General features: G+C 37.9%; 15 protein-coding genes. 4 read left to right on the forward strand and 11 right to left on the reverse strand.

Translation table 11 applies throughout. The features are described 5' to 3' along the window. Positions 1-16: 16 nt before the first annotated feature. Positions 17-913 carry a LysR family transcriptional regulator gene (locus AQF98_RS01965; RefSeq protein ID WP_055130237.1) on the forward strand — a complete coding sequence of 299 codons (897 nt, stop codon included), beginning with the start codon at positions 17-19 and terminating at the stop codon, positions 911-913. A gap of 266 nt (positions 914-1179) precedes the next feature. On the opposite strand, the gene AQF98_RS01970 is transcribed toward AQF98_RS01965, so the two are convergent. The 3 genes from AQF98_RS01970 to AQF98_RS01980 all read right to left on the reverse strand — a co-directional run bounded on the left by AQF98_RS01970 (position 1180) and on the right by AQF98_RS01980 (position 5126). Beyond that, positions 1180-3534, reverse strand: coding sequence for a PAS domain S-box protein (locus AQF98_RS01970; RefSeq protein WP_055130238.1), 2355 nt, complete (start codon positions 3532-3534; stop codon positions 1180-1182). Between the two features lie 297 nt (positions 3535-3831). Then, positions 3832-4560, reverse strand: a complete 729-nt coding sequence (locus AQF98_RS01975; RefSeq protein ID WP_152969609.1) for a hypothetical protein — start codon at positions 4558-4560, stop codon at positions 3832-3834. Positions 4561-4565: 5 nt separating this feature from the next. Continuing rightward, entirely contained in the window at positions 4566-5126 is a 561-nt protein-coding gene (locus tag AQF98_RS01980; protein ID WP_055130240.1) for an RNA polymerase sigma factor, read from the reverse strand. 179 nt (positions 5127-5305) lie between these two features. Between AQF98_RS01980 and AQF98_RS01985 the strand changes: the two genes are divergently transcribed. From AQF98_RS01985 to AQF98_RS01995, 3 genes are all read left to right on the forward strand, one after another. Beyond that, complete coding sequence (locus tag AQF98_RS01985) at positions 5306-6271, forward strand: hypothetical protein (RefSeq protein WP_055130241.1); 966 nt, start codon at positions 5306-5308, stop codon at positions 6269-6271. An 82-nt stretch (positions 6272-6353) separates the two neighbouring features. After that, the gene (locus AQF98_RS01990) at positions 6354-8342 is read left to right on the forward strand and encodes a PKD domain-containing protein (protein WP_152969610.1); all 1989 of its coding nucleotides are present in this window, start codon (positions 6354-6356) and stop codon (positions 8340-8342) included. Between the two features lie 96 nt (positions 8343-8438). After that, positions 8439-11105, forward strand: coding sequence for a CHAT domain-containing protein (locus AQF98_RS01995; protein WP_055130243.1), 2667 nt, complete (start codon positions 8439-8441; stop codon positions 11103-11105). A 52-nt stretch (positions 11106-11157) separates the two neighbouring features. Here the strand turns inward: AQF98_RS01995 and AQF98_RS02000 are convergent, their stop codons facing one another. The 8 genes from AQF98_RS02000 to AQF98_RS02035 all read right to left on the reverse strand — a co-directional run bounded on the left by AQF98_RS02000 (position 11158) and on the right by AQF98_RS02035 (position 24443). After that, positions 11158-11511 carry a DUF6717 family protein gene (locus AQF98_RS02000; RefSeq protein WP_055130244.1) on the reverse strand — a complete coding sequence of 118 codons (354 nt, stop codon included), beginning with the start codon at positions 11509-11511 and terminating at the stop codon, positions 11158-11160. Further along, the gene (gene glgB / locus AQF98_RS02005; RefSeq protein WP_082434871.1) at positions 11508-13511 is read right to left on the reverse strand and encodes a 1,4-alpha-glucan branching protein GlgB; all 2004 of its coding nucleotides are present in this window, start codon (positions 13509-13511) and stop codon (positions 11508-11510) included. Before glgB ends, AQF98_RS02000 begins: the two co-directional genes overlap by 4 nt. Positions 13512-13601: 90 nt before the next feature. Next, positions 13602-16076, reverse strand: coding sequence for a glycoside hydrolase family 31 protein (locus AQF98_RS02010; protein ID WP_055130245.1), 2475 nt, complete (start codon positions 16074-16076; stop codon positions 13602-13604). A 26-nt stretch (positions 16077-16102) separates the two neighbouring features. Beyond that, positions 16103-17512 carry an MFS transporter gene (locus AQF98_RS02015; protein ID WP_055130246.1) on the reverse strand — a complete coding sequence of 470 codons (1410 nt, stop codon included), beginning with the start codon at positions 17510-17512 and terminating at the stop codon, positions 16103-16105. 194 nt (positions 17513-17706) lie between these two features. Continuing rightward, on the reverse strand, positions 17707-19533 hold the full coding sequence (locus tag AQF98_RS02020) for an alpha-amylase family glycosyl hydrolase (RefSeq protein WP_055130247.1): 1827 nt from the start codon (positions 19531-19533) through the stop codon (positions 17707-17709). Between the two features lie 96 nt (positions 19534-19629). Beyond that, positions 19630-21939, reverse strand: a complete 2310-nt coding sequence (locus AQF98_RS02025; protein ID WP_055130248.1) for a glycoside hydrolase family 65 protein — start codon at positions 21937-21939, stop codon at positions 19630-19632. A gap of 6 nt (positions 21940-21945) precedes the next feature. Next, complete coding sequence (gene pgmB / locus AQF98_RS02030; RefSeq protein ID WP_055130249.1) at positions 21946-22596, reverse strand: beta-phosphoglucomutase; 651 nt, start codon at positions 22594-22596, stop codon at positions 21946-21948. A 5-nt stretch (positions 22597-22601) separates the two neighbouring features. Further along, positions 22602-24443, reverse strand: coding sequence for a glycoside hydrolase family 13 protein (locus AQF98_RS02035; RefSeq protein ID WP_055130250.1), 1842 nt, complete (start codon positions 24441-24443; stop codon positions 22602-22604). Positions 24444-24485: the final 42 nt, after the last annotated feature.

Consider the following 24485-nt stretch of genomic DNA (forward strand, 5'->3'; position numbering starts at 1 on the left):
TATAATAGTTAAGCCCATGGTAAATTTAGAATGGTACCGCACCTTTAAGGCAATCTATAAAACGGGTACTTTAACCGGTGCAGCAGAGGTGCTTTTCATTTCGCAACCCGGTGCCAGTTTGCACCTTACCTCTTTAGAGAGTTATGTAGGTTACAAATTGTTTGAACGTACAGGCCGCAAAATGATCCCTACAGAAAAGGGAAAAGTGTTTTACAATGCTGTGATTGATCCCTTGACTAAATTGGAGGAAGTAGAAAAGACTTTTCAGAAAAGCACAGAAAAACATACACCTACCATTAGTGTAGGCATGTGTTTCGAAACCTTTCAGCTTACTTTAGAGCAATATGTACATACCCTGCCTTTTAATGTAATTATCCGTTTTGGCGAGTACCGCGAAATGCTTAACAACTTGGAGAAAGGTATTTTAGATCTGATTATTACCCCGCAAAGGGGTACATCAACCAATATTGTACATGAGGCTTTTTCTTCTGAAACCATTGTATTGGTAGGTGGTAATGATACAGATACTAAAGCTTTTAAAGCCTTATTAAACAAGGGCGATCTTGATGCAGCTGAACAATGGTTAAAGGCCGAGAAGTGGTATGGTACCACAGGCGATATGGAACATTTGTTTAGGTTTTGGCAGCTCAACTTTAATAAAAACCCCGATTTTAGACCTAACTATATTGTACCAAACTTGAATTCTATTGTCCGTTGTTTAACTGGTGGTAAGGGTTTGGCCATTGTTCCTGATTTTTTATGTCGCAAAGAAGTAGAAGCCGGACAGGTTAAACTGGTTTGGGAAGGACATACACCTTTGCAGAACGTATTGTATTTTGGCAATCGAAAGAAAACAGTTTACGTAGACGAGATCAATTTGATTAAAGACTTGTTTAGGAAAATGATGGGGTAAAGTAGAAAGTTATAAGTTGTACGTTTTAAGTTATAAGTGGAAAGTTTTAAGTTGTACGTTATAAGTTCAAGGTTTTACGTTATAAGTGGGCAATATTCACAAAATGTGATGACATCGGAGTTTATTCACAAAATTGGGATACTTTGCTAAGTCTTTATACTTTGTACTAACTACTTTTTACTAACCTATTCCCTACTTAAACTAATGAACAAGTGAACCAATGAACTAATTAGCATCATGTCTTTATACTTTGTACTAAGTACTTTTTACTTGAAATAAATCTTAAACGTAGTGCCTTTACCCGGATTACTCTCTACATCAATTTTACCACCCATAGATTCGATCTGGTTTTTAGAAATAAACAGGCCTAAACCTCGGGCATCGGCATTGCCATTAAAGGTCTGGTAAATACCAAACATCTTACTGCCATGTTTGTTCAAATCTATACCTACTCCGTTGTCTGATACTCTGAGCACCTGCTGCCCATCTTCTTCAAAACAGGTTAAAGTAATTACAGGTTTACGGTCTGGGTGACTATACCTAAGTGCATTAGAAACAAGGTTAAGCAAAATACTCTCTAAATAAGCCTTGTTATAATTGATCACAATATCCTGACCTATTTTATTTACGATCTGTGCTTCTCTATTTAAGATCTGTGCATTTTGCGTGGCCAAGGTTTTAGCAATGTACACGCTCAGATTTAAAGGCTCTACTACTGTATCTATACTGGTTTGTATATTTACAATGTTATTAAGGTTAAACAAGGTCTCGTTTAAGTTGCCAGCTACTGTTTTTAAAAGCTGGATCATCTCATCTCTATCATCCTCGGTCTTGGCACTCTCTATCAAAGCAGAAATGCCTTGAATGTTACTGGCATGCGAACGCAGGTTGTGCGACACAATGTAAGAAAAGTTTAACAAGCGTTTATTTTGTTCGGTTACCAAAGTAAATGATTTGTTTAACGCAGTTTCTGCTTCTTTTCTGCTGGTAATATCAATCATTACCCCTCTTAATTTGGTAGGCTGATCTGGCTCTTCTATTACGGTAACAATATCTCTGATCCAAACTACAGTACCATCTTTGGCCAACATCCGGTATTCAGCATCATGTTGTTTACCTGCGCTAATATATTGGCCGAGGTAGGCTTTCATGTGTGTTACTTCATCTGGATGCAGGTGATCTATCCAAAAACTGGGGCTGCTCTTCCACTCTTCAACGCCATAGCCTAAAATATCTGTAATCTTTTTACTTACAAAGCTACACTGATGCGTAGCTAAATCGCCCTCCCAAACAATACCGTCAATAGTGTTAATTAAGGATTCTATTCTTTTTTGCGAATCGATGATCAACTGCTCTTCTTCCTTGCGTTTGGTTACATCCTCTACAATTACAATATGGTTATTGGGTTCTTCACCCTCATTCCATAATGGGGTAATAATCACGTTGCCCCATATCAAATTGCCATCCTTTTTAAGGTATCTTTCTTCTTTGTTAAATTGTCTGATCTGCCCAGATAACAATTTTTTAAACAAAATACCATCTTCGGCCAAATCATCGGGATAGATGATAGATTTGATCTTTTTTTGCATCAGCTCTTCTTTGCTGTAGCCTAAAAAATTGCACAGGTATTGGTTCACTTCTAAAATTTGACCAGTTATGGAATTAACTCTTGCAATGCCGATGGCTGCGTGGTCGAAAATCTTTTTAAACTTACTTTCGGTATCTATCAGTTTCGATTCCTGGTTACGGAAACGAACTTGCAATAGTGCCTGCTTTTTAAGGAGTTTGATGAGCAGATAAGTAGAAAGTATAGCTAAGCCAAATCCAAAAATAATGGCACTTAATATTTCAAGCCAAGTATCGTAAGGATTGGTATTGATGATATATAATTTCCAATCGCCATCTGGGAAAACCACCGATTTGGAGATTTCTTTTGACACATCGATATTCAATGGCAAAAAGAACTCTTCCTTTTTGGTCAGCTCATTTATTTTAGAAAACTGGAATTTATAATGTTCGTACTTGCTATTGTCTATACCTGCATTTTTAAAAAGCACATCGAGTTTGATCACTACAGCAGAAAAGCCCCAAAACTTATTATTGATGTACAATGGCAATCTGCCTACTACCCCAATTCCCCCCTGGGTAAGTTTAACAGGGCCTTGAAAGTACATTTTACGACTCTGGATCGTTTTGTTGACTTCTAAAACGGTTCGTTCTACACTTTTAAACAAGTCTAGATTCAATACCTTTTCATTGCCTTTATAAGGATAAACGTACTTGATTACTCCATTGGGCACCAACTGTACTGCCTGTAGATCTGGATTAGACTTGATCAGCTTCTCTGCTACGCCTTCAAAATTAATGGGTTCGCCATCGTTATTTACAGTTAGGGCTAAAGTTAATGCTACAGTATAGCTGTTTTTTAAAGATTGTTCTATGTTTTTTTCGGCAGCTTCCAGTATGTTAGACAATTGGTTCTGCTTGTTCTCTTTAAATAGTTGGTAACGCTGCATTACAATTAATGAAATGAAGGTTAGCAACACAAGGAAGAAGATGGCACCTGTTCTTTTTGGTCTCGACAAAAACCAGATGCTCAACTTAGAAGACTTTTTGTCCATAAGTATTATATCTGATTAAGGAGTGCCATTGGTATGAGTTTAGTTGAGGGCATAAATTTAGTTGCGTTAAATATAGCAAAATTGGCAATAGTGTAACAACAATTTTAACTTAAAGAAATTTACTTAAAAGAAAAAACACTTGATAAAAACGAAACAACAAAAACGCAACAAGCTATAAAACAACATATTAACACAAAAAACAACACAAACTAAAACATTTAGACGATTTAACCTATAGTCAAAATTTTGGCACCTTAGTGTGGAGTTGTTTTTAGATGGTTACGTATTTGATACTTGTTATTTAAGTTTACCTAACAGTTCTATTGCTTTTTGATAGTGCGTGGTTCCTTCCGGGATTTTTTGGAGCCATATTTTACAATCGGATTTTTGATCTTCTTTTAAATAACTCATTGCAATAGCATAAGCTGCATCATATTTAAAAACAGATTCGTTACCATATACTGGTGTCAATATACTTCTAGCTTCAACCAACTTATTAATTTCAATTAAACTTAAACCATAATAGTAATGGATCATTGCATTTTCTGGTTGTTGTTGGACAAGTTTGGCCAATAGATTTTGAGCCTCTACATATTTTTGATCATTAAAAAGGACGGCCGCTTTATCTAGATCGGTAATTTTTTCGGCGCCTCTTTCGGTTACCAGCATCTGCGCATCAATATGGTAGGTTTGATAAAGGTTGCTACGCCAAGGTGCCCAAACCAAAAGTCCAATAATTAAAACTGCAGCTACACCACTTAACCATTTAAGGTTGGTTTTAAATGAAACTACTTTAGGCGCTGCAAAGTATTGAGCCCCTGTATGCTTCAATGTTTCTTTAAAGGCAATATCTTGTTGATCTGGTGCCAATTGTATTTTTAAACGCTGATGAACGTGCTTATAATCTTTTAAATGCTCCTGCAATTCAGTATCGCTTTGCATACGCATTTCAAAATCGGCATTTTCAGCTTCATCCATATCGCCCTCTACATAGCGGGCTGTTAATAAGATTTTATCCTCAGTCATCATTTCTATTGATTAATCTGCACCATTTTAATTAGGCTTGCCATACATTCCGACTTCTTTTTTCTTAAATAGCCATAAGTTACGCCCAGGGCCTCAGCCACTTTTTCTTGTGCCTCGCCCTGCATGCTCCATTTAATAATTTCTTTACAGCGTTCGCCTAGTTTTTCAAAGGCTTTTAAAAATAAAGTAGTCTGTTCTTTTTCTTCTTCCAAGCGCTCTGCCTGTTCAAATGTATCTTCGCCAATATGTAATAAATCATCCTCTCCTTTTGTTACCGGTGAAATTGATCTTTTTTTCAGTTCATTGAGCCATTTGCGTTTGCACACCAATAGCAAAAAGGGCTCAAAAGGGCAACTGAGCTGTAAATCTTTGTATTTGGCCTGATTATACACATCAACCAAAGACTCTTGAAAAATATCTTCGGCATCGTTAGCTGTACCATTATTAAATACAATAAACGATTTTACTTTGCCTGCACATTTTTTATAGATCTCATTAATTACTGCGGCATCATTATTTACCAACCCAATAAGATAGCGTTGATCTAGATGTACTGCTTTGGCCATTGACGATTGATTTTAAACGTTTTGTGCTCTAATTTAACCTTTCTTGTCCATTGCCAAAAAAAAATCGAAAATAAAGGGGTAACAAATTTCCGATCCGTCTGATATATCATCAAACCCTATGAAATGGCCGACGCTGAAAAGCCTTAAAAAGAGTAAGCAGTTTTTAAAATATAGAAATCATGAAAAAGTTAAACTTAAAATCAGTATTAGTTGCCCTTATTGTTTTATGTATGGTAGCCTGCAAAAAAGATGGCGCAACCAATGGCAACGTTGCAAAAACCGCTAAAGAATTTGTAGCCTTATTTGGCCCACAAAAACAAACCTTTACCATTAATGCCACCACCGCAAATACCTTAACCCTAAAAGGTGGTACGGTAATTACCATTCCGGCTAACGCTTTTAAAATTGCAGGTGCACCAGTTACAGGTCAGGTTACCATAGAAGCAATGGAAATGTTAAAAAGAAGCGATGTATTATTTAGTGGTACCAATACCAACCACATTAGTGGTGCGCCATTGGCATCTGATGGTTTTATCTTTATCAATGCGAAAGTTGGCAATAGTGACGTTGACAAGACCCTAGCTTCACCCCTAGCCATTAAAATACCTGCCACCAGAACAGGGTTTACCCAAATTTGGGAAGGCGTAGAAAATGCAGGTGCCGCAGCAAACCAAATGGCTTGGCAAGCACCAAAGATAAATGCAAATGGTGCCCCATTCGAGGCAAACCCAATCAACGGTTTTTACAACTTTAACTTTGGCACTTTAGGTTGGATCAATTGCGATGTATTCTATAGCTATACCAACCCTAAAACAACCGTTAGAGTTGAGGTATTGAACAATCCTGGCAACATGGCTACCTTTATGGCCTATACCGGCGAAACATTTGTATTCTTTTGTGCAAAAGGAAGCAATGTAGCCGCTCAATTGTATACCCCAGATGGACCCAACAAAGTAAAAAGCTACGACAACCTAATGCCAATTGGCGTACAGGGCAAATTCCTTTCTTTCTGTATCAAAGATGGCAAATACTATTATGCAGAATTGGAAACTACGGTTGTTGCTAGTCAAAACATTAGTTTAAGTTTAATAGAAACTACCGAAGCACAGGTGCAAGCGGCCATTACCAGCTTAAATACGTATTAAAAATAAAAACCAATTGGAAGGTGAAGCTGTAACCGGCTTCACCTTTTTTGCATTTTGTAGATAAAAATATATAAATTTAATAATGATGAGATCGCTACTCTTAGTTTTATGGTGCCTTGGTTTAACTACAGTTTCTGCACAAGTATTGCCCACAGATACTGTACCCGCCATTGTTAATTATACCACCAAAGATGGTATTACCCAATTTAGCTCAGAATTGAGGCCGTTAAGACAAATTGCTGGTGCTCCTGCCCCATTTTACACCTACTTTTGGGAATTTGGTGATGGCGGCTTTAGTTTTGAAAAGAATCCCTTCCATATCTATAAAAGTACAGACCCTGTAATGGTAAGACTTTTTGCTACCAATCTTTATGATGATGGCAAACGACCACCTACCAAACCTAAACCAATTAAACCAGGAGCAAGTAAACCCATGTTACTGTTAGCCTCGAATAGTAAAGAGCCTACTTTATTTAAAATGGGCGGCAACATAGAAATGAAAAGCAATTGCATGCCCAAACCTGGCGATGACATGATGGTGGTATTTGGCTACCGGAACAAAGCCACCAATGCCCAACAGAACATAAGTGGTACTGTAGCTATTTTATACAATGATAGAGAATTTGCCAACAATAACTTTGTTCTACAAGAAAGTAGGGCCTATAACGGCGAGAAAAAAACCGATCTAAAATCGATGTTGAATGTGGCCTATTTGCCAGGTGCGAAAAAGCCGATCTATTATGCTTCAATAAACAACGAGCTGCCAGCCACTAATCAGGCTGATGCAAACATCTTATTAAAGGATAAGGCCAAAGATTTTAAAAATCACGAAAGCTGGCGTTTTGAGAATTTGAAACAGAATGAAGAACGTTTTTTGTTTATGCATTTTAAAACTACACCAGAAATGTTAAAGGATACCAATGCGGTGGTTCGGATTTCGGCTGTTTTTATCCCTGATAATCCTTTGATCGAAACTGAGTTTTTTAACATGGAATTACAGATTGTAGCCTCTCACGACCCGAATAAAATGGTATTGAAAAAAAGTAGAATGAATTATCGACTTACTGGAAAAAACAGGGAATTGAGTTATAAGATCCGTTTCCAAAATACGGGTAAAGGTCCAGCAAAAAAAGTAGATGTGGCCGTAAATATCTCTGAAGTATTTGATCCCACTACCCTAAAAATAACAGGTACCAAACCAGAAGTGGTCAATTGCGATTCGGCCTATACCAATCAAAGTTGCATCAAAACCATCATGGGGAAAGACAGTGTACATTTTGTATTTAGCAACATCTATCTGCCTGGACTCGATCAAAAAGGTGTTAACGATGCCGACTCTACCATGGGCTTTGTAGCCTATACCATTAAGTTTAAAGAAAAACCTAAAAAACTACCCATCAAAAGTGGAGCTGCCATTGTATTTGACAAAAACGAGCCCATTTATACCAACAGAGCAGTTGGCCGATTTAAAATGGGGCTCTCCCCTGCCCTTATTTTGGGTTATGGCTTTCCATTTAAAACAGATAATAAAAATTACCTAAACAATAAAAACATGGTAATTGGAGCTAGTTTAGCACCTTATTCGCCTTACAAAATTTATTGGCAAGTTGAGTTGTACCTCAATTCTTTTAAAGAAAGTAGCTTTTTAGTTGAATCTGACACCAAAAGAAGGGATACGATTATTAACCAAAAACCCCAGTTTATTGTTAAAAAAGATTATACCCGAACAGAAAAGATTACCACCATCAATGCAGTTCCTTTACAGGTAAGATACAACTTGAATACTTTTATAGGTGTTGGAGCAGGCACTTTAGTGTCTTTAGATCTTTATCAAAAAGCTACTGATGTTTTAGACTATACTTTTAGCCCCAATGCTGCAGGTGTAGCAGAGCCTAACCTACAGGTGATTGCCAATGAAGCGAAAAAAAACTTTGCTGATGCAAGGGTTTCATTTTTTACAGATGTACAGTTGGGCTTGGTTAGGGTTGGCCCTTCTATTGGTTTTAGATACCTTTACGATCCGAAGACAAACAATAACCGAATGGCTACCTATGTAACTTGGAAGTTCTAGCTTTTTTTAGTCCATAGTCTAAGATTTGTTGTGGAGCTAAGGATTAATCTATAAGCTAAATAATTTCTTTAAATTAGCTGAAATGCAATCCTATTTATGCGTTCAGCCTTGTTACGTTTTTATTGCCTTGTTTTATTTAGCTGTCTAGGCCTAGCCGTTTCTGCGCAAGATGTAGCCTTTAACCATAGGTTGGATTCTTTAAGAGCAAAAGACAATATTATTGCATGGGTTTATGAGCGCTTAGACTATGCCATTGCAAGACCGAAAATACGTTTATCGTATCTGATAGAGACCCAGAAGGAACTTTGGAGAAAAACAAAAAAAGAGGAAGAAGACCATGCCTATCTTAGTCTACTCAACACACAGGGTTATTACCAACTATTGGAGGGCAACATCTTAGAATCTATCAACTGTTACGAGGCTGCTTATGCCTATTATGTCAAACAAAAGGCATCTAATTACGAGATTACCGAATACACCTTAAAACCATTAAGTAACAACTATACACGTTTGGGCGATTATGAGCGGGCATTAAAGTTACAATTGAATACTTTAAACTATCTGATCAAAACCAAACAAGCTCCAGAAGATATTGCATCACTTTATGGTAGTATTTCTACCTCTTATCGTTCTATGGGCAAATTAGAAGATGCCGAAAAAAATGTTCGAACTGGGCTTCAGCTAGCAAAAGCCGGGGTTGGGGTCGACTTCATACTGAACAACATATTGGCCAATATTTTAATTGAAAAGGGGGACAATGCAGCAGCTGTAAAACTTGCTGAAAATGATATCGCCAAACAGAAAGATGTAAACTTTGATAATGCTTATTTGCTAATGGGTGCTTACAGTACAGCTGGCCTAGCCCATTTTAACCTTAAAAATGCTAAAAAAGCTGATGTTTACCTCCACAAAGCGCTCCACATTTTCAATACCTATTTTAGAGGTAGTAGGTTACGCGAAAAGGCGAATATCTTGATTTTAAAAGGAAACATAAAATTAAGTCAGAACCAACCATTATTGGCCATTGAACTATTTAACAATGCTCTGTTTACATTAAAAATTACGGATAAGAACAATCGCATCATTACCAAAGAAATATATGGAGACAATAAACTGGTTGATATTTTTGAGCAAAAAGCGAATGCTTACTTGCAGCTAAAAAAACCAATGGATGCCTTAGCCAATATTAAATTGGCCCTGTTTTATGCAGACAAGATTAGAAATGAATTTGCAGATGATGTAACAAAAGAACGTTTACAGGCCAATTTAAAAAATCTAACTGAAAGAGGTATTGAAATTGGTTATCTCCAATATCAACAGACTAAGGATAAAAACCTGCTGAACGAGATTTTAGATTTAGCAGAATACAGCAAGGGAAGAACACTTTTAGACCAGATCAATAAAAACCAATTGCTGATTTCTAACCAAACCAAAGATCCTCTTTTTAAAGAAAAGCTGGCACTAGAGCGTGCCATTATTTATAATGAAAAACAAAAAATTGAAGCTAAAGAAAACAAGAGCAACAAGACCACAGCTGCCTTAAAATTTGATCTGGTATTAGTCAATAAAAAGATCAAACAGAAGTATAAACAATTTAACATTGAAGAGCACAGTATACCAATTAGCAAATTGTTAAGCACTTTGCCCAATCAAAGGATCATTGAATATTTTGTTGGTAGAGATTTGATCTATCTCATCGATATCCATAACAAAAAAGTGAACAATGTAATCAAAATTGAAAATGCTGCACAGATCAGATCAGCCATTCAAACTTACAATACTGTTTATTTTCAACAAGGGCCGAATGCCATGCTGAATGCCCCAAAAGAATTTTATCAGGCTTCTTACAACCTCTATCAATCCATTTTAAAAGGAACTAAGTTTACAAAAGGCGAATCTGTTGTCATTGTTCCCGATGGCGCATTGGGTTACATCTCTTTTGATGGATTGATTACCGATGGGAAGTATAACCCTAATATTGCCAATTGGCCATTTTTGATCAAACAAAATACCATTTCCTATGCATTTTCGCTAAAAACCTTAACAGCTAACAAAACGGCATCACAAAACCAAAACTTTACTGGACTTTTTATTACCCATCAAAAAAATAACAATAAACCTTTAAAAGCAGTTGAGGATGAGGCCGCAGCGATCAAAAAAATAGTAAAGGGCGATTTCTTATTTAATGAAGAAGTAAATGCCAGTACATTTAACAAGGCTTTTGAAAAAAGTAGTGTATTACATATTGGCACACATGCTTATTTATCTGGCAAAAACCAAGAGCCTACCCTCGATTTCGACAAAGAAAAGCTGTTCTTATTTGAACTAGCTGCAAAAAAACAGGCTCCGGCATTAGTGCTCCTCAGTGCTTGTCGTACTGCCGATGGTTTATTGGCCAATGGCGAAGGCGTAATCAGTTTATCGAGAGGTTTTAATGCCATTGGCACCCCTGCAACCATAGCTGGTTTATGGAATGTAAATGATGTAGCTGCCTCGGTAATTACCAGCAATTTTTACAAACACTTGTTGCAACAACAAAGTAGTGGTAATGCGCTACACCAAGCCAAACTTGATTGGCTAAATGCACCACAAACTGCTGATGCTTTTTATCTGCCCTATTATTGGGATAGCTTGATCTATATGGGCACCGACCAGCAGATTGAGTTAGCCACCACCACCAATTGGCGCTTGTTACTAGGTATTGGCATTACCCTGATTGCTGTAATGGGATTAGTGGTATGGATGAAGCGTAGATTCTTTTAAATACTGTAGCTCTTCGAAAAAGCTTAAAATTGATGCATATTTTGCATTGATTTTATGGGATTGAAAAATAGATTTTCTGTGGCAAGTCTTTGAAAACAAATCTTGTTATTTCGCACAACCAAATTTTCAGTTCTACTTTTTCATTTTGATAAGTTTCAAGATAATAAATTCCGCCACCACCAAGGTTTTCTTCCCTAACACGTAATAAGGTAAGCACCTCTGCGTCAGTAAAATTCTGATCGGACATTAAGAGCTTAGTTTTTGTTCCACTTTTACTAACTAGGTCTAACCATTGGTCTGCACCTTCTACCATTTGCAGGTCTTCTGGATCACCACTCCATTCGGGCAAATCTAGGTACCACTCTCCTTTTTCGTTCTTGTTAAATGTAAATTCTCTCTTTTTCACACGCCCTTTTTAAATATACAAACCCCTAAAGGTGGAATATTAATTAGAATAGATTGTTTCTGGTTGTTTTGCGGAATATTTTCAGTTGGCAATACCCCTGTGTTCAGTTTTCCACTTCCATAGAATGTGGTTGAATCGGTATTGAAAATTTCTTTCCATTTACCTTTTACTGGTATACCTATCCTAAAATTGGTTCTATAAACTGGCGTAAGGTTAAGTACCACCACTAAAGTATCTTTTGCTTTGTCAGATTTTCTGGCATATATAAATACCGAACTATCGGCGTTATCGGCCTCTATCCATTCAAAACCTTCGTAAGAGAAATTATATTTGTACAAAGCAGGTTCTTTGCGGTACAACAGATTTAAGGCCTTAATCAATTCTTGCATGCCTGCATGGGGTGGATATTGCAATAAATCCCAATTTAAAGATTCTGTAAAATTCCACTCATTGGTTTGTGCAAACTCATTACCCATAAAGAGCAGTTTGGTACCCGGATGTGTAAACATATAGGCATACAAGGTACGCAGATTGGCAAATTTCTGCCATTCATCACCGGGCATTTTATAGATCATTGACGATTTACCATGTACAACCTCATCGTGCGAAAAGGGCAACATAAAGTTTTCGGTAAAAGCATAGGTCATGCTAAAGGTCAACTGATGATGATGGTGTTTCCTGTTGATCGGATCGTTTTTAAAATACTTTAAGGTATCGTTCATCCAACCCATCATCCATTTCATGCCAAAACCTAAACCTCCAGCATATACGGGTCTAGTTACGCCATCAAACGTGCTGCTTTCTTCGGCAATGGTTTGTACTCCTTTATAATTGCCATATACAGCTTCGTTCAGGTCTTTAAGAAACTGGATGGCACCTAAATTCTCACTGCCTCCATATTCATTCGTCCCTGCTTCTTCTGCTGTTCTCGAGAAATCAAAATACAGCATAGAAGCTACCGCATCTACACGCAAACCATCGGCATGGTATTGATCTAACCAAAACAGGGCATTGCTGATCAAAAATGAACGCACTTCATTCCGATCGTAATTAAAGATGTATGATTTCCAATCTGGATGGAAGCCTTTGCGCATATCGGCATGTTCAAACAAATGGGTGCCATCAAAATTGAATAGCCCATTGGCATCTCCCGGGAAATGTGAGGGTACCCAATCTAAAATTACCGCAATGTTGTTTTGGTGCAATTGTTCAATCAAGTACATCAAATCTTGTGGAGCGCCATGTCTGGAACTGGCCGCAAAATATCCTGTAATCTGATATCCCCAAGATGGGTAGTAAGGATATTCCATAATGGGCATTAACTCTACATGCGTAAAGCCCATCTCTAAAATATAAGGAACTAAGCTTTTGGCTATTTCTCCATAACTCAATACCCGTTCTGGATTACTTGGATCGCGTTGCCATGAACCTAAATGTAGCTCGTAAACAGACATGGGTTGATCTAAAGCATTAAGCTTTGGTCTTTTGTTGAGCCAAGCTTTATCTTTCCAAGTATAAGCGGTATCCCAAACAATAGATGCTTTTTGCGGAGGATGCTCCCATCTTAATGCATAGGGATCTCCTTTTTCCAGATCGCTACCATCAAAGCCTTTGATATAATATTTGTAAACTTCGCCTTTGCCCACATGTGGGATAAATCCCTCCCAAATACCAGAAGCATCCCATCTTTTATTGAGTGGATGACTAGCTCTATTCCAAGCATTGAAATTGCCCATTACCGCAACTTGCTGCGCATTGGGTGCCCAAACGGCAAAATAGGTACCATTGCTTTTGTTAACGGTACACAAATGTGCCCCCATTTTTTCGTACAAACGGAAATGTTTGCCACTTAGAAATAAGGAGATATCGAAATCGGTAAATAAACTATAGACCCAAACGCTTTTCAAATAGGTATCAAGTACTTGTTCCTTTTTGCTTGCCTTTACTTTTTTAACTGCCGTGGTAGTTTTACCTGTGGTACTTTTTTTTGTGCTGGCCATTTTAGGTTTTGGGTTATGGGTTGTATGTTATTGGTTATAAGTTTGGAGACCTAGGCCTTTAACTCACAACCTGCAACACGTAACTCAGATTTATGCTCCTATAATTTTAATATGCATAAAGTTCTTGTTCGATTTAAATCTTAAACGTTTACGTTCATCTATATTAAAATCAGTAATTTCTTTATCGTCTACATAAATTTTACTTACCTGAAATGGTAAACCAATTACATTGTAATCATACAACTCGTAATTAGGGGTATACAATCCTTCAATGGTTTGTTGGATAAATAGGTTCTTCCCATCGCCTTTTACACTAAATTTCTTTTCTAGGTAAATATCCTGCTCATAGGCAAAAGTATCTCCATGGTCTTCAAACAAGAAAGAGTTTACCTCGTAAGCTGCATAATATACATTTAGCCAAACTTCGTCTATCGGTTTCTCGCCTACATACTGCATTACTGGATATTCTGGAATAACAGAACCTGCTCTTACAAACAGTGGCATATCTTCTAATGGTGCAGCAATGTTGTATTCGTTGCCTCCATCTAACAATTCGTGGGTCCAGAAGTTGTACCATTGTCCTTTTGGTAGATAGACAATTCTAGAAACTGCGCCTTGTTCTAATACTGGACAAACTAATATTTTATCGCCAAATGTAAATTCATCCTGACGGTAATGGTTGCTGATCAGCTCTTGCTCTAACATGGCCAATGGCCTTAAAATAGGGAAACCATAACGGTGATGCTCCCAAAATACAGAATAGATGTACGGCATTAAACGATACCTCAGCTCAATAAACTTACGGTTGATGGCGGTAAAAGGCTCACCAAAGCTCCATGGTTCACGTTCGGCCGTATCGCCAGCAGAGTGTGCCCGCATAAATGGAGAGAAAGTACCCAATTGGATCCAACGGGTAAACAATTCGCCATCTGGCTCTCCACTAAAACCACCTATATCTGTTCCACAAAAAGGTACCCCAGAAACAGACATGCGTTGACATTGGATATTGCCCAATTTCAAATGTTCCCAGGTGGCCACATTGTCTCCTGTCCATACACAGGCGTAACGTTGCATACCCGAATAACCTGCTCTAGTAATGGTAAACGGACGTTTGTTGCGCATCAGTTTCTTTAAACCATCGTAGGTAGAACGCACCATTTGCATGCCATACACATTGTGTGCTTTGCGGTGCGAACCTCTATAACCATCGTAATTGTGTCTTACATCATTAGGAAAAGTGCCAGCACCAAAAACTGCTGGTTCGTTCATATCGTTCCAAACACCAGCAACACCAAGGTCTACCAGTTCTTTATACAAACCACCCCACCATGCCCTAACCGTTGGATTGGTAAAATCTGGAAATTGACATCTACCCGGCCAAACATGGCCTTCCATAAAGTAATCATCGCTTCGTCGACAGAAATAATTGTTTTCTTTTCCTTCTTTAAATACCCAATAATTATCATCGACCTTAATACCAGGATCGATCATTACCACAGTTTTCATCCCAATGCTGGCCAATTCTTTGATCATTTTTTTAGGATCTGGAAAATACTTTTTGTTCCAGGTAAAACAGCGGTAGCCATCCATGTAATCGATATCTAGATATATCGCATCGCAAGGAATTTGACGTGATCTAAAGCCTTCTGCAATTTCCTTAACCTTCTTTTCTGGATAATAGCTCCATCTACATTGATGGTAACCCAAAGCCCATTTTGGTGGTAATTTATGTGTTCCAGTTAAGGTTTGGTAACGTTTTACCACATCCATCATGTGTGGCCCGTGGATATAATAATATTGCAATTCTCCCCCATCGGCCCAAAAACTGGTTTTGTCGTTATTCTCTCTTCCAAAATCGAAATAAGACCTAAAGGTATTGTCGAAGAAGATACCATAGCCAGCTCCTTGTTGAATCCCTACATAAAAAGGAATAGTACGATACAAAGGATCTTGATCCCAACCAAAAGAATAGGCATCGGTATTCCAATTCTGGAACTTGCGGCCTCTTAAATTGAGATTGCCCGATTTATCTCCCAAGCCAAAGAAGTTTTCTTCGGGTAAACATTCTTTAGTGGCAAAAACATAATATCCACCAAATTCAACATTTTCTTCCCAATGCATCGGAGAAGTGTCTTGGCTCATCACCATGCCCGTAGTATTGTCTATAAAAGAAACCAAAAATGCCTCTTTGCTTACTTTACAGGTTACGGTATTGGTAGAAATGGCATAAGCGTCGTCATGCTCTTCTAGCCTAAATGTGGTTACTTTCTGGTCTACAGTAGGTACAGCATAAGAAAAATCGTCTAAAAAGACACCATGTGGTGCCAATCTCACCCTGATGATTTCATCACTCACCACCCTCACTTCTACACGGGCATTGCCATCGGAAAAATAAAATTTATTCCCTTCCTTCTTTACACCTTTAACCGCCGTTAAGTATTGTTTTACAATTGGTTTTAGGTCAGTAACAGGATTATTAAGGTGTTGAATGATATCTTCTTCTATATGATCTGATGCTGCGGCTTTGATAACTTCCTTTTCGTCTTTGCTATTTCCTTCTTCCATAAATTTTTAATTGCTGCTGATATCCTTTAACTCAATACTTCCGTATCTTCTGCTTGATGCGTGATCACCTTCTTATCGGTAATCAAAAAGTTGGCCAAGCCTCCAATAATTAACGAAGCACCTGCCAACAGCATTGCATTGATTACCTCAGGACCAAAAATAACATGGTATAGGTAGTTTAAACCTCCTGTTGCGGCAATGATTTGCGGAATTACAATAAACATATTAAAAATCCCCATATAAATCCCCATTTTTTTAGGATTTATAGCGCTCGACAACATGGCATAAGGCATAGATAAGATACTGCCCCATGAAATTCCGATCAGGATAAAGGAATAGATCAACTGTGTAGGCTCTTGGATAAAGTACATAGAAATAAAACCCAGACCTCCTGCTACCAAGCTAAACATGTGAATATATTTTCTATTGATGCTTTTTTTAGCTGCATAAAAGGTGAGCAATAATGCAAAAGCCATAGATGACAAACCGTACATGCCCATATAAGAGCCCACTAAATCTGCTGCATCGTTATAGGCTTTACTGGCCGACATGAACAAGGCTTTAGAACTTTCATCGGCCATGTTAAATGCACTTTCTACCGGAACTGGTGCATGAAAAACATGACTGGTTAAGGCCGGTGTGGCCAAACTCCACATGGCAAAAAAGGCAAACCAGCTAAAAAACTGGATCACGCCCAATAATTTCATGGTTTTTGGCATTTTGCCAATGCTAGAAAAGATTTCTTTGAAACCATTTAAAAAGCCTTTACTTTCTTCATTCTCCTTTTTAAAAGCGGCCAAATCTTCTGGCGGATATTCTGTAGTGGTGAAAATGGTATACAAGACCGATCCTAAGAAAACTACCCCTCCAATAGCAAAAGCTATTTTTACAGATAAAGGTACAATGCCGGGTAAGGCTTCGTTAGACACACCCAATTGGTTAACCAACCATGGCAAATTACTGGCCACCCAAGTACCTACGCCAATAATCAAGGTTTGCATTACAAAACCATAAGAACGTTGCGAATCTGGCAATTTATCTGCTACCAAAGCTCTAAATGGTTCCATTGTAATGTTAATAGAGGCATCTAAAACCCACAAACACCCAGCTGCTATCCAAAGTACTGGCGAGTTGGGCAAGAAAAATAGTACTACCGTACTTAATACAGCCCCGATTAAGAAAAAGGGTTTCCTTCGGCCCCATCTTGAGCTCCAAGTACGATCACTCAAATAACCAATAATCGGTTGTACCAATAGGCCTGTTAAGGGTGCGGCCACCCATAATGCAGGGATACTATCTTGACTTGCTCCCAAGGTTTGAAAGATACGAGACATAAAGCCCCCTTGTAGGGCAAAACCGAATTGGATACCCAAAAAGCCGAAGCTCATGTTAAAGATGCTCCAAAAGGAGAGTTTTGGTTTGGTTTGTTGGTTCATTGGTTGGTTTAGTTTAGTTGGTTAGGTCTTCGACAGGCTGATTGTTTAATTGGTTAATTGCTCAATTGTTTAACTGATTAATTGGTTAACTGGTTAATTGTTCATTTACAACTCTCATAATTGGTTAATTGCTCAATTGTTTAACTGGTTAACTGTTCATTTACAACTCATAATTAACTGAGCTAATCAAAATGTTAAAATTCAAGTATAACCGCACTTGTAGCTGGCATAAATATGTTCAGACCTTCGTTTATATTATTGGTCGAAAATTTAGTTTGAGACAATAAATCTCTAAACGCAATGGCTTTATCTTCGATGTCAAAGGCTGCTAAGACGTCTTTAGGCAATTTTACTTTTAATTTGGTTTCGTTTCTGTTAAAGTTGGCCAATACCAATACCCGTTTATTTTCGGTATATCTTAAATAGGCATACACCTTATCGTTAAAGCCTTCTGCACCTTGATTGGCTTGCAACAGCTCATAAAAATTCCCTTTGGCAATGGCCTCATTACTGTTAACCAACTGCAAAAGTTTGCTATAAAACTGGCGCAGCTTTTTTTCATCCTCATTTAATAAACCACCATCAAAAGCACCTTTATTCATCCATTTCTGGTGTTGCGGTAAACCCCAATAATCAAAAATAGACGAACGATTGTCATCGCCACCAAAACCTTCTGCCCCCAATGCGGGCTCTCCTACTTCTTGTCCGTTATAGATCATTACAGGCCCAGACGATAAAGTTGCGGTAACCACCATAGCAGGAACAGCGTACCAAGGATTACCTGCAAAACCTTTCGAGGCAATCCGTTCTTCATCGTGGTTTTCTAAAAATCGTAACATGTGTTGTGAAAAACCATTGCTTTCTTTTTGCCAAACTGTACTGATATCTTTAACGGTGGCCTTATCTTCGGCTTTCATTAAACGTTTGATGCCATCATAGAGTCCAACTTTATCGTATAAGAAATCGAATTTCCCATTTACCAAGAAATTCTTGTATTCATTTCTATCATAAGCTTCGCCAATAAAAATCAACTGTGGATATTTTTTCTTCAGGTCTGAAATTGCCCAGCTCCAAAATTCTACAGGGACCATTTCTACCATATCACACCTAAAACCATCTACGCCTTTTGACGCCCAAAAAGCTAAAATATCTCTCATCTTTTTCCAAACTGGTGGCTGCGGCACAAAATTTTTGGTGTTGTTATGTTGAATATCCAGACCATAGTTCAATTTAATGGTTTCAAACCAGTCGTCTATTTTAGGGCTTGGACTAAATACATTGTTCCCGGTGGCCTTGGCAGGATTCTCTTCAAACCTACCGTCTTTTAATGTGCTTTTAAATCCATCGCCCCCTGGGTTATAACCTACTGGCACTACAAATTGCTGATTCGGGATGTAATAAAAATCATTTGTAGGGTCGAAACTTTTGCTCGTATTGTCATTTGCGCCCAGATCTACAACATTAGTTGGTTTAACGTCAGAATGATAAGTTCTGGCTACATGGTTAGGGATAAAATCCATCAAAACTTTCAACCCTCTATCATGTGTTCGTTTAATTAAAGCTTCATATTCTGCCATGCGATTTTTAACATCCACAGCCAAATCTGGATCCACATCATAATAATCTTTAATGGCATAGGGCGAACCTGCTCTTCCCTTTACAATATCAGGATCATCTGCTTTAATTCCATCTTTGGTATAATCTGTCATGGTAGCATGTTCAATTACTCCAGTATACCAAACATAGTTAACCCCCATCTTCTTCAGTTCATTTAAAGCTTTGTCGGTAATGTCGTTAAATTTTCCACTTCCATTTTCTGCTATTGAACCATAAAATTTGTTGGTATTGTTCTGATTACCAAAATGCCGCACAAGCGTTTGGTAAATGACCAATTTTTTATTTTCAATTTTCTCCGTAGTGGTTTGGTTGGGGTCTAACATTTGTAGGTTATTTTTACTTACGCAAGCAGATAAGCTCCAAACTAGAGTCATCGATAATGCTATTTTGATAACAGGTTTCATTAGGATATGGTTTGCTGCTCAACGGTAATGAAGTGATCATGAGCATGTGTTTTATTTTTAAATGGGATACTCATGATCGTTTCAACTGTTAATGGTTTAAGAATGAATGGTTAAGGTTTCGTTTGCTGCCAATTGATGAGTAGTCTCAAAAATAGTGAGGGCTAAAGCCTTGTCGCTCTCATTTTTCAAAGTCACTCCATGTCCGTCTACTTTCACGGTAACAATGGCCTGTCTGAAACCAATTTTAAAGGCATAAGACTTCCACTTTTCTGGTAAAACCGGATGAAGGTACAATTGATCATTTTTGATACGCATCCCTCCAAAACCTTCAACCACACTTAACCAAGTACCTGCCATTGAAGTAATGTGTAAACCATCCTCGGTATCATTGTTATAATCATCCAGATCTAAACGAGCCGTACGTAGATAAAACTCATAAGCCCGATCCAGGTCTCCCAATTTTGCCGCAATAATGGCGTGTACGCAGGGCGATAAAGAACTTTCGTGAACGGTACGTGGCTCATAAAAATCATAGTTCCTGCGAATGGTTTCCAGATCGTAATCTTCTTCAAAGAAATAGATGCCTTGTAAAACATCTGCCTGTTTGATAAAGCACGATCTCAAAATCCTGTCCCAGCTCCATTTTTGGTTCAATGGTCTATCCGCAGCAGGTAAATCTTTAACCAAAACTTGTTCTTTGTCTAAAAACCCATCCTGTTGTAAGAAAACACCTAATTTTTCATCTTCAGGATAAAACATTTTGTCGATGATCTCTTTCCATTGTGCAGTTTCTTTCCCTTGATCGAACTTTGTTTTGTTGAAGATTTCATCTAATCTTTTCGCATCAGTTGCCTTAACGAGCTCAATAGCTTCGATGGTATATTTTAAACACCAGGTGGCAATGGTACTCGTGTACCAATTGTTGTTTACATTGTTCTCGTACTCATTTGGACCAGTAACGCCAAGCATTACATATTTTTCTTTCTCTATACTCCAGTTGATGCGTTGTGCCCAAAAACGAGCAATACCAATCAATACTTCTAAACCATATTCTCCCAAGTATTTTTGCTCGCCAGTGTAACGGATGTAATTGAAAATAGCAAAGGCAATGGCGCCATTTCTATGAATTTCTTCAAAGGTAATTTCCCACTCATTATGACACTCCTCTCCATTAATAGTTACCATTGGATACAGAGCCGCTCCATTGGCAAAACCTAGCTTTTCTGCATTTTCTATTGCTTTTTCTAGGTGTTTGTAACGGTAGATCAATAAGTTTTCTGCTACCTGTTGCGGTGCTGTGGCCAGGTAAAAAGGCAAACAATAGGCTTCAGTATCCCAATAGGTAGAACCACCATATTTTTCGCCTGTAAAGCCTTTCGGACCGATATTTAAACGGGCATCCTCACCTGTATAAGTTTGGTGCAATTGAAAAATATTAAAACGGATGGCCTGTTGTGCTGCAACATCTCCCTCAATTACCACATCGCCATTTTGCCATTTTATGCCCCATGCTTTGGTCTGTTCATCCAAAAGCTGATCAAATCCTTTACCTACTACTCTTTTTAAAGTCGCAATGGTGGCTTTTTCTAATTCTGCTTTGGCATAATTCTCTGAAGATAGATTTACCGCATACTTATAGATCGTTGTTGCCTGATCCTTTTTTACGTCGACCGTAAATTGTTGGCCAACATATTTTTCTTTGCATACAAAAACTGGTGCTAATGCCAAATCTTTACGATCTTGAGCAATCGTTGTGTGCATAGCTGAACTTACCCAAAAAGCAGTTTTTTTGGTTTCCATATTCAGCAAAGCAAAATTGCCTTCTTGTTTGGCACTCACTTCGTTCCAAAACTTTTCGTCGTAATTAGAATCCTGGTTTTTAATGTCTCCATCTAAACTGGCTTCTATTTCAATTTTGCCTTCAAAATTATGGGGTGTGATGGTATAGCTAATGGCTCCGGCTTCATCATCAACAATGCTGCAAAAACGAACAGATTCAACTCCGAGAACGTTCCCGCTCTTAAGTTCAACAACAAATTTTCGGGTCAATGTCCCCTGCTGCATATCGAGTACACGACTAAAATCCAACACTTTACAAGCATTCAGATCTAACACTTCACCATTTACCACAACATTAATTCCAATCCAGTTGGTGGCATTCAATATTTTGGCAAAATACTCTGGATAACCATTTTTCCACCACCCCACTCGGGTTTTATCTGGATAATACACTCCAGCCACATAATTGCCCAGCAAGGTTTCGCCAGTATAGGTTTCTTCAAAGTTGGCACGTTGGCCCATTCGGCCGTTGCCCAAGCTAAATATACTTTCAGAGATCTTGTTCAAGTGTGGATCAAATCCTTCTTCGATAATCTGCCACTCGTGATGTTTGATATAGTTCTTCATTCTCGATTATAAATTCTCCAATTTTTCAATAGTCATTTCATATAGTCCAGGCACTACTAAATCTGCCTCTTTTAAAACAGTTGCATTGCCTATGCCCACTGTTTTCATGTATCCTGCTTTAGCAGCTTGTACCCCCGCAATGGCATCTTCAAATACTACACATGCACTGGGTTCAACATTCAGCTCTGCTGCTCCAACCAAAAAAACCTCTGGATCGGGTTTAGATTTGGTGACTTTATTTCCATCTACCAAGGCATCAAACAGGTGTGTTAGGCCAATTTGATTCAATATAGTTTCTGAGTTTTTACTCGCCGACCCTAAGGCAGTTAAATAATGATTGGCCTTTACCAATTCTAAAAACTCTTTTGCACCCGGCAAAATCTCTTTAGGGGTCATCTTAGTAATCATTTCAACATACCAGGTATTTTTTAAACTAGCGAGCTCCTGCATCTCTTCTTCAGTTTTACTAACAGCACCCCAATTTAATATAATTTTTAGAGACTCTATTCTGCTAATGCCTTTTAATTCTTCATTTTGTTCTTCTGTAAAATCAAATCCCAATTGGTTGGCCAATCTTCGCCATGCTTTATAGTGGTACACCGCCGTGTCTACGATAACGCCATCAAGATCAAAAATACATGCTTTTAGGTTAGACATATTATTTATTGTAGTTCAAATATATAAGTTGTTTTGGCAGCTAACTGCAATTTGTTGAGCGGTAGTTGCTCATCTGTAACGATATTTAGGCCTGTTTTGTATTTGCCAATCCTTTCTTCAAAACGTGCTGTTGTCAATTCTTCTGCTTGCTCGTTGGTATTCATCACTACCATTACCGTTTTTTGGGCATTGTATCTAAAATACACATAAATACCCTTTTCTGGTACAAATTGCATCAGTTTACCAGTTTGCAAAACTGCATTGTTTTTTCGGTAATTTGCTAATTTTTTCACAAAGTTGAAAGCTTCGTTTTCTTTTTCGGTTCTTCCGCCCGGTGTAAATTTATTGGTTTGATCTCCTGCCCAGCCCCCAGGAAAATCCTCTCGTACCTTACCATCTGGATTGGCATAGTTTTTCATTAAGATTTCTGTACCATAATACATTTGTGGTATACCACGTAAAGAAAACAATAAAATAATACCCGATTTGTATTTATTAAAATCCTCTCTTATTTCCGAGTAGAACCTACTCACATCATGGTTATCTAAAAACAATACATTGCGTGTAGGGTCTTTGTATTGGTAATCGCTTGCCAAAACCGTATACAGTCTATTTACACCATCTGTCCAGCCAAATTTCCCATTCAGGGTCTCATTAATAGCAAAATAGGTTTGAAAGTCTGTTACGCCTTGTAAACCTGTATCAAAATGTTGGTTAACGGTATTGCCTGCTGTAAAGAATACCTGATTAGCGGTTCCATTTACCCAAGTTTCGCCAAAAAAGGTAAATTTTGGAAATTCGGCAGTAATGGCCTTTGCCCATTCGGCCATAAATACCTTATCATTATAGGCATAGGTATCTAATCGAAATCCGTCTAAACCTGCATATTCTACCCACCAGATATGGCTTTGGGTAATGTACTTTTTAACCAATGGGTTTTGCTGGTCCACATCAGGCATGTGACGATCGAACCAACCATCAGTCATTAATTTTTTATCTGCACTGGCTGCATAAGGATCAAACAAGGTCTGATCTTTATAAGTAGTGCCTGTGTATTTTGGCCATTGATGGAACCAGTTTTTGGCTGGTGGATCTAAATATAAAAAATGTTGGTCTCCGATATGGTTGTGTACCAAATCTTTGATCATTTTCATTCCACGCTTGTGGCATTCATCGACCAATTTTTTATACAATGCATTGTTACCAAACCGACGATCGATCTGATAATTTTCTGTATTGGCATAACCATGGTAAGAAGTTTTATACTCATCATTTTCCAATACTGGATTTAACCAAAGTGTAGTTACACCCAGTTCTTGCAAATAAGGTAACTTATTGATTATACCTTGCAGATCGCCCCCATGACGGTAAAAGATGGAATCTCTGCTAAAGGTTTTGTCTTTCATGCCCGCAATCCGATCATTGCTTTCATCGCCATTGGCAAAACGGTCTGGCATAATTAAATAAATAAAGTCTTTATCGGTTACTCCTTGCGTTTGATTGGTTCGCTTTTTCAATTCGTAAGGATAATTGATGGTTTTTTCTCCCACTTGGGTAAAAATCAAATTGAATTTACCAGGTTTAGTGGCCGGCGAAATCTGAAGGTTAACAAATAGATAGTTTGGATTATCTACCTTTTGTATATTGATCAATTTAACACCAGCATAGCTTAAACTGACCTTTTTATTTGCAATCTGATGGCCATGAACCAACAATTGCAAAGAAGTATCTTTAAAACCAACCCACCAATTTAAAGGTTCTATTCTTTCTATTGCTGGCTGTTGGGCAAATAGAAATTGGCTTTGTACGAAAAAAATTAAGACTAAAAAAAATAGGTTCCTTCTCATTAACAGATTATTGATGCATTAGCTAAAGTGTTAATTTTTAAA

The organism is Pedobacter sp. Hv1 (assembly GCF_001412215.1).
Classification (GTDB): domain Bacteria; phylum Bacteroidota; class Bacteroidia; order Sphingobacteriales; family Sphingobacteriaceae; genus Pedobacter.

What these genes read in the sequence shown, in the direction of transcription:
- AQF98_RS02010 (WP_055130245.1), bottom strand. Translation starts at nt 16,076, where the DNA reads ATGGAAGAAGGAAATAGCAAAGACGAAAAGGAAGTTATCAAAGCCGCA.
- AQF98_RS01975 (WP_152969609.1), bottom strand. Translation starts at nt 4,560, where the DNA reads ATGACTGAGGATAAAATCTTATTAACAGCCCGCTATGTAGAGGGCGAT.
- AQF98_RS01995 (WP_055130243.1), top strand. Translation starts at nt 8,439, where the DNA reads ATGCGTTCAGCCTTGTTACGTTTTTATTGCCTTGTTTTATTTAGCTGT.
- AQF98_RS02020 (WP_055130247.1), bottom strand. Translation starts at nt 19,533, where the DNA reads ATGAAACCTGTTATCAAAATAGCATTATCGATGACTCTAGTTTGGAGC.
- AQF98_RS01970 (WP_055130238.1), bottom strand. Translation starts at nt 3,534, where the DNA reads ATGGACAAAAAGTCTTCTAAGTTGAGCATCTGGTTTTTGTCGAGACCA.
- AQF98_RS01990 (WP_152969610.1), top strand. Translation starts at nt 6,354, where the DNA reads ATGATGAGATCGCTACTCTTAGTTTTATGGTGCCTTGGTTTAACTACA.
- AQF98_RS01965 (WP_055130237.1), top strand. Translation starts at nt 17, where the DNA reads ATGGTAAATTTAGAATGGTACCGCACCTTTAAGGCAATCTATAAAACG.
- AQF98_RS02025 (WP_055130248.1), bottom strand. Translation starts at nt 21,939, where the DNA reads ATGAAGAACTATATCAAACATCACGAGTGGCAGATTATCGAAGAAGGA.
- AQF98_RS02015 (WP_055130246.1), bottom strand. Translation starts at nt 17,512, where the DNA reads ATGAACCAACAAACCAAACCAAAACTCTCCTTTTGGAGCATCTTTAAC.
- AQF98_RS01985 (WP_055130241.1), top strand. Translation starts at nt 5,306, where the DNA reads ATGAAAAAGTTAAACTTAAAATCAGTATTAGTTGCCCTTATTGTTTTA.
- AQF98_RS01980 (WP_055130240.1), bottom strand. Translation starts at nt 5,126, where the DNA reads ATGGCCAAAGCAGTACATCTAGATCAACGCTATCTTATTGGGTTGGTA.
- pgmB (WP_055130249.1), bottom strand. Translation starts at nt 22,596, where the DNA reads ATGTCTAACCTAAAAGCATGTATTTTTGATCTTGATGGCGTTATCGTA.
- AQF98_RS02035 (WP_055130250.1), bottom strand. Translation starts at nt 24,443, where the DNA reads ATGAGAAGGAACCTATTTTTTTTAGTCTTAATTTTTTTCGTACAAAGC.
- glgB (WP_082434871.1), bottom strand. Translation starts at nt 13,511, where the DNA reads ATGGCCAGCACAAAAAAAAGTACCACAGGTAAAACTACCACGGCAGTT.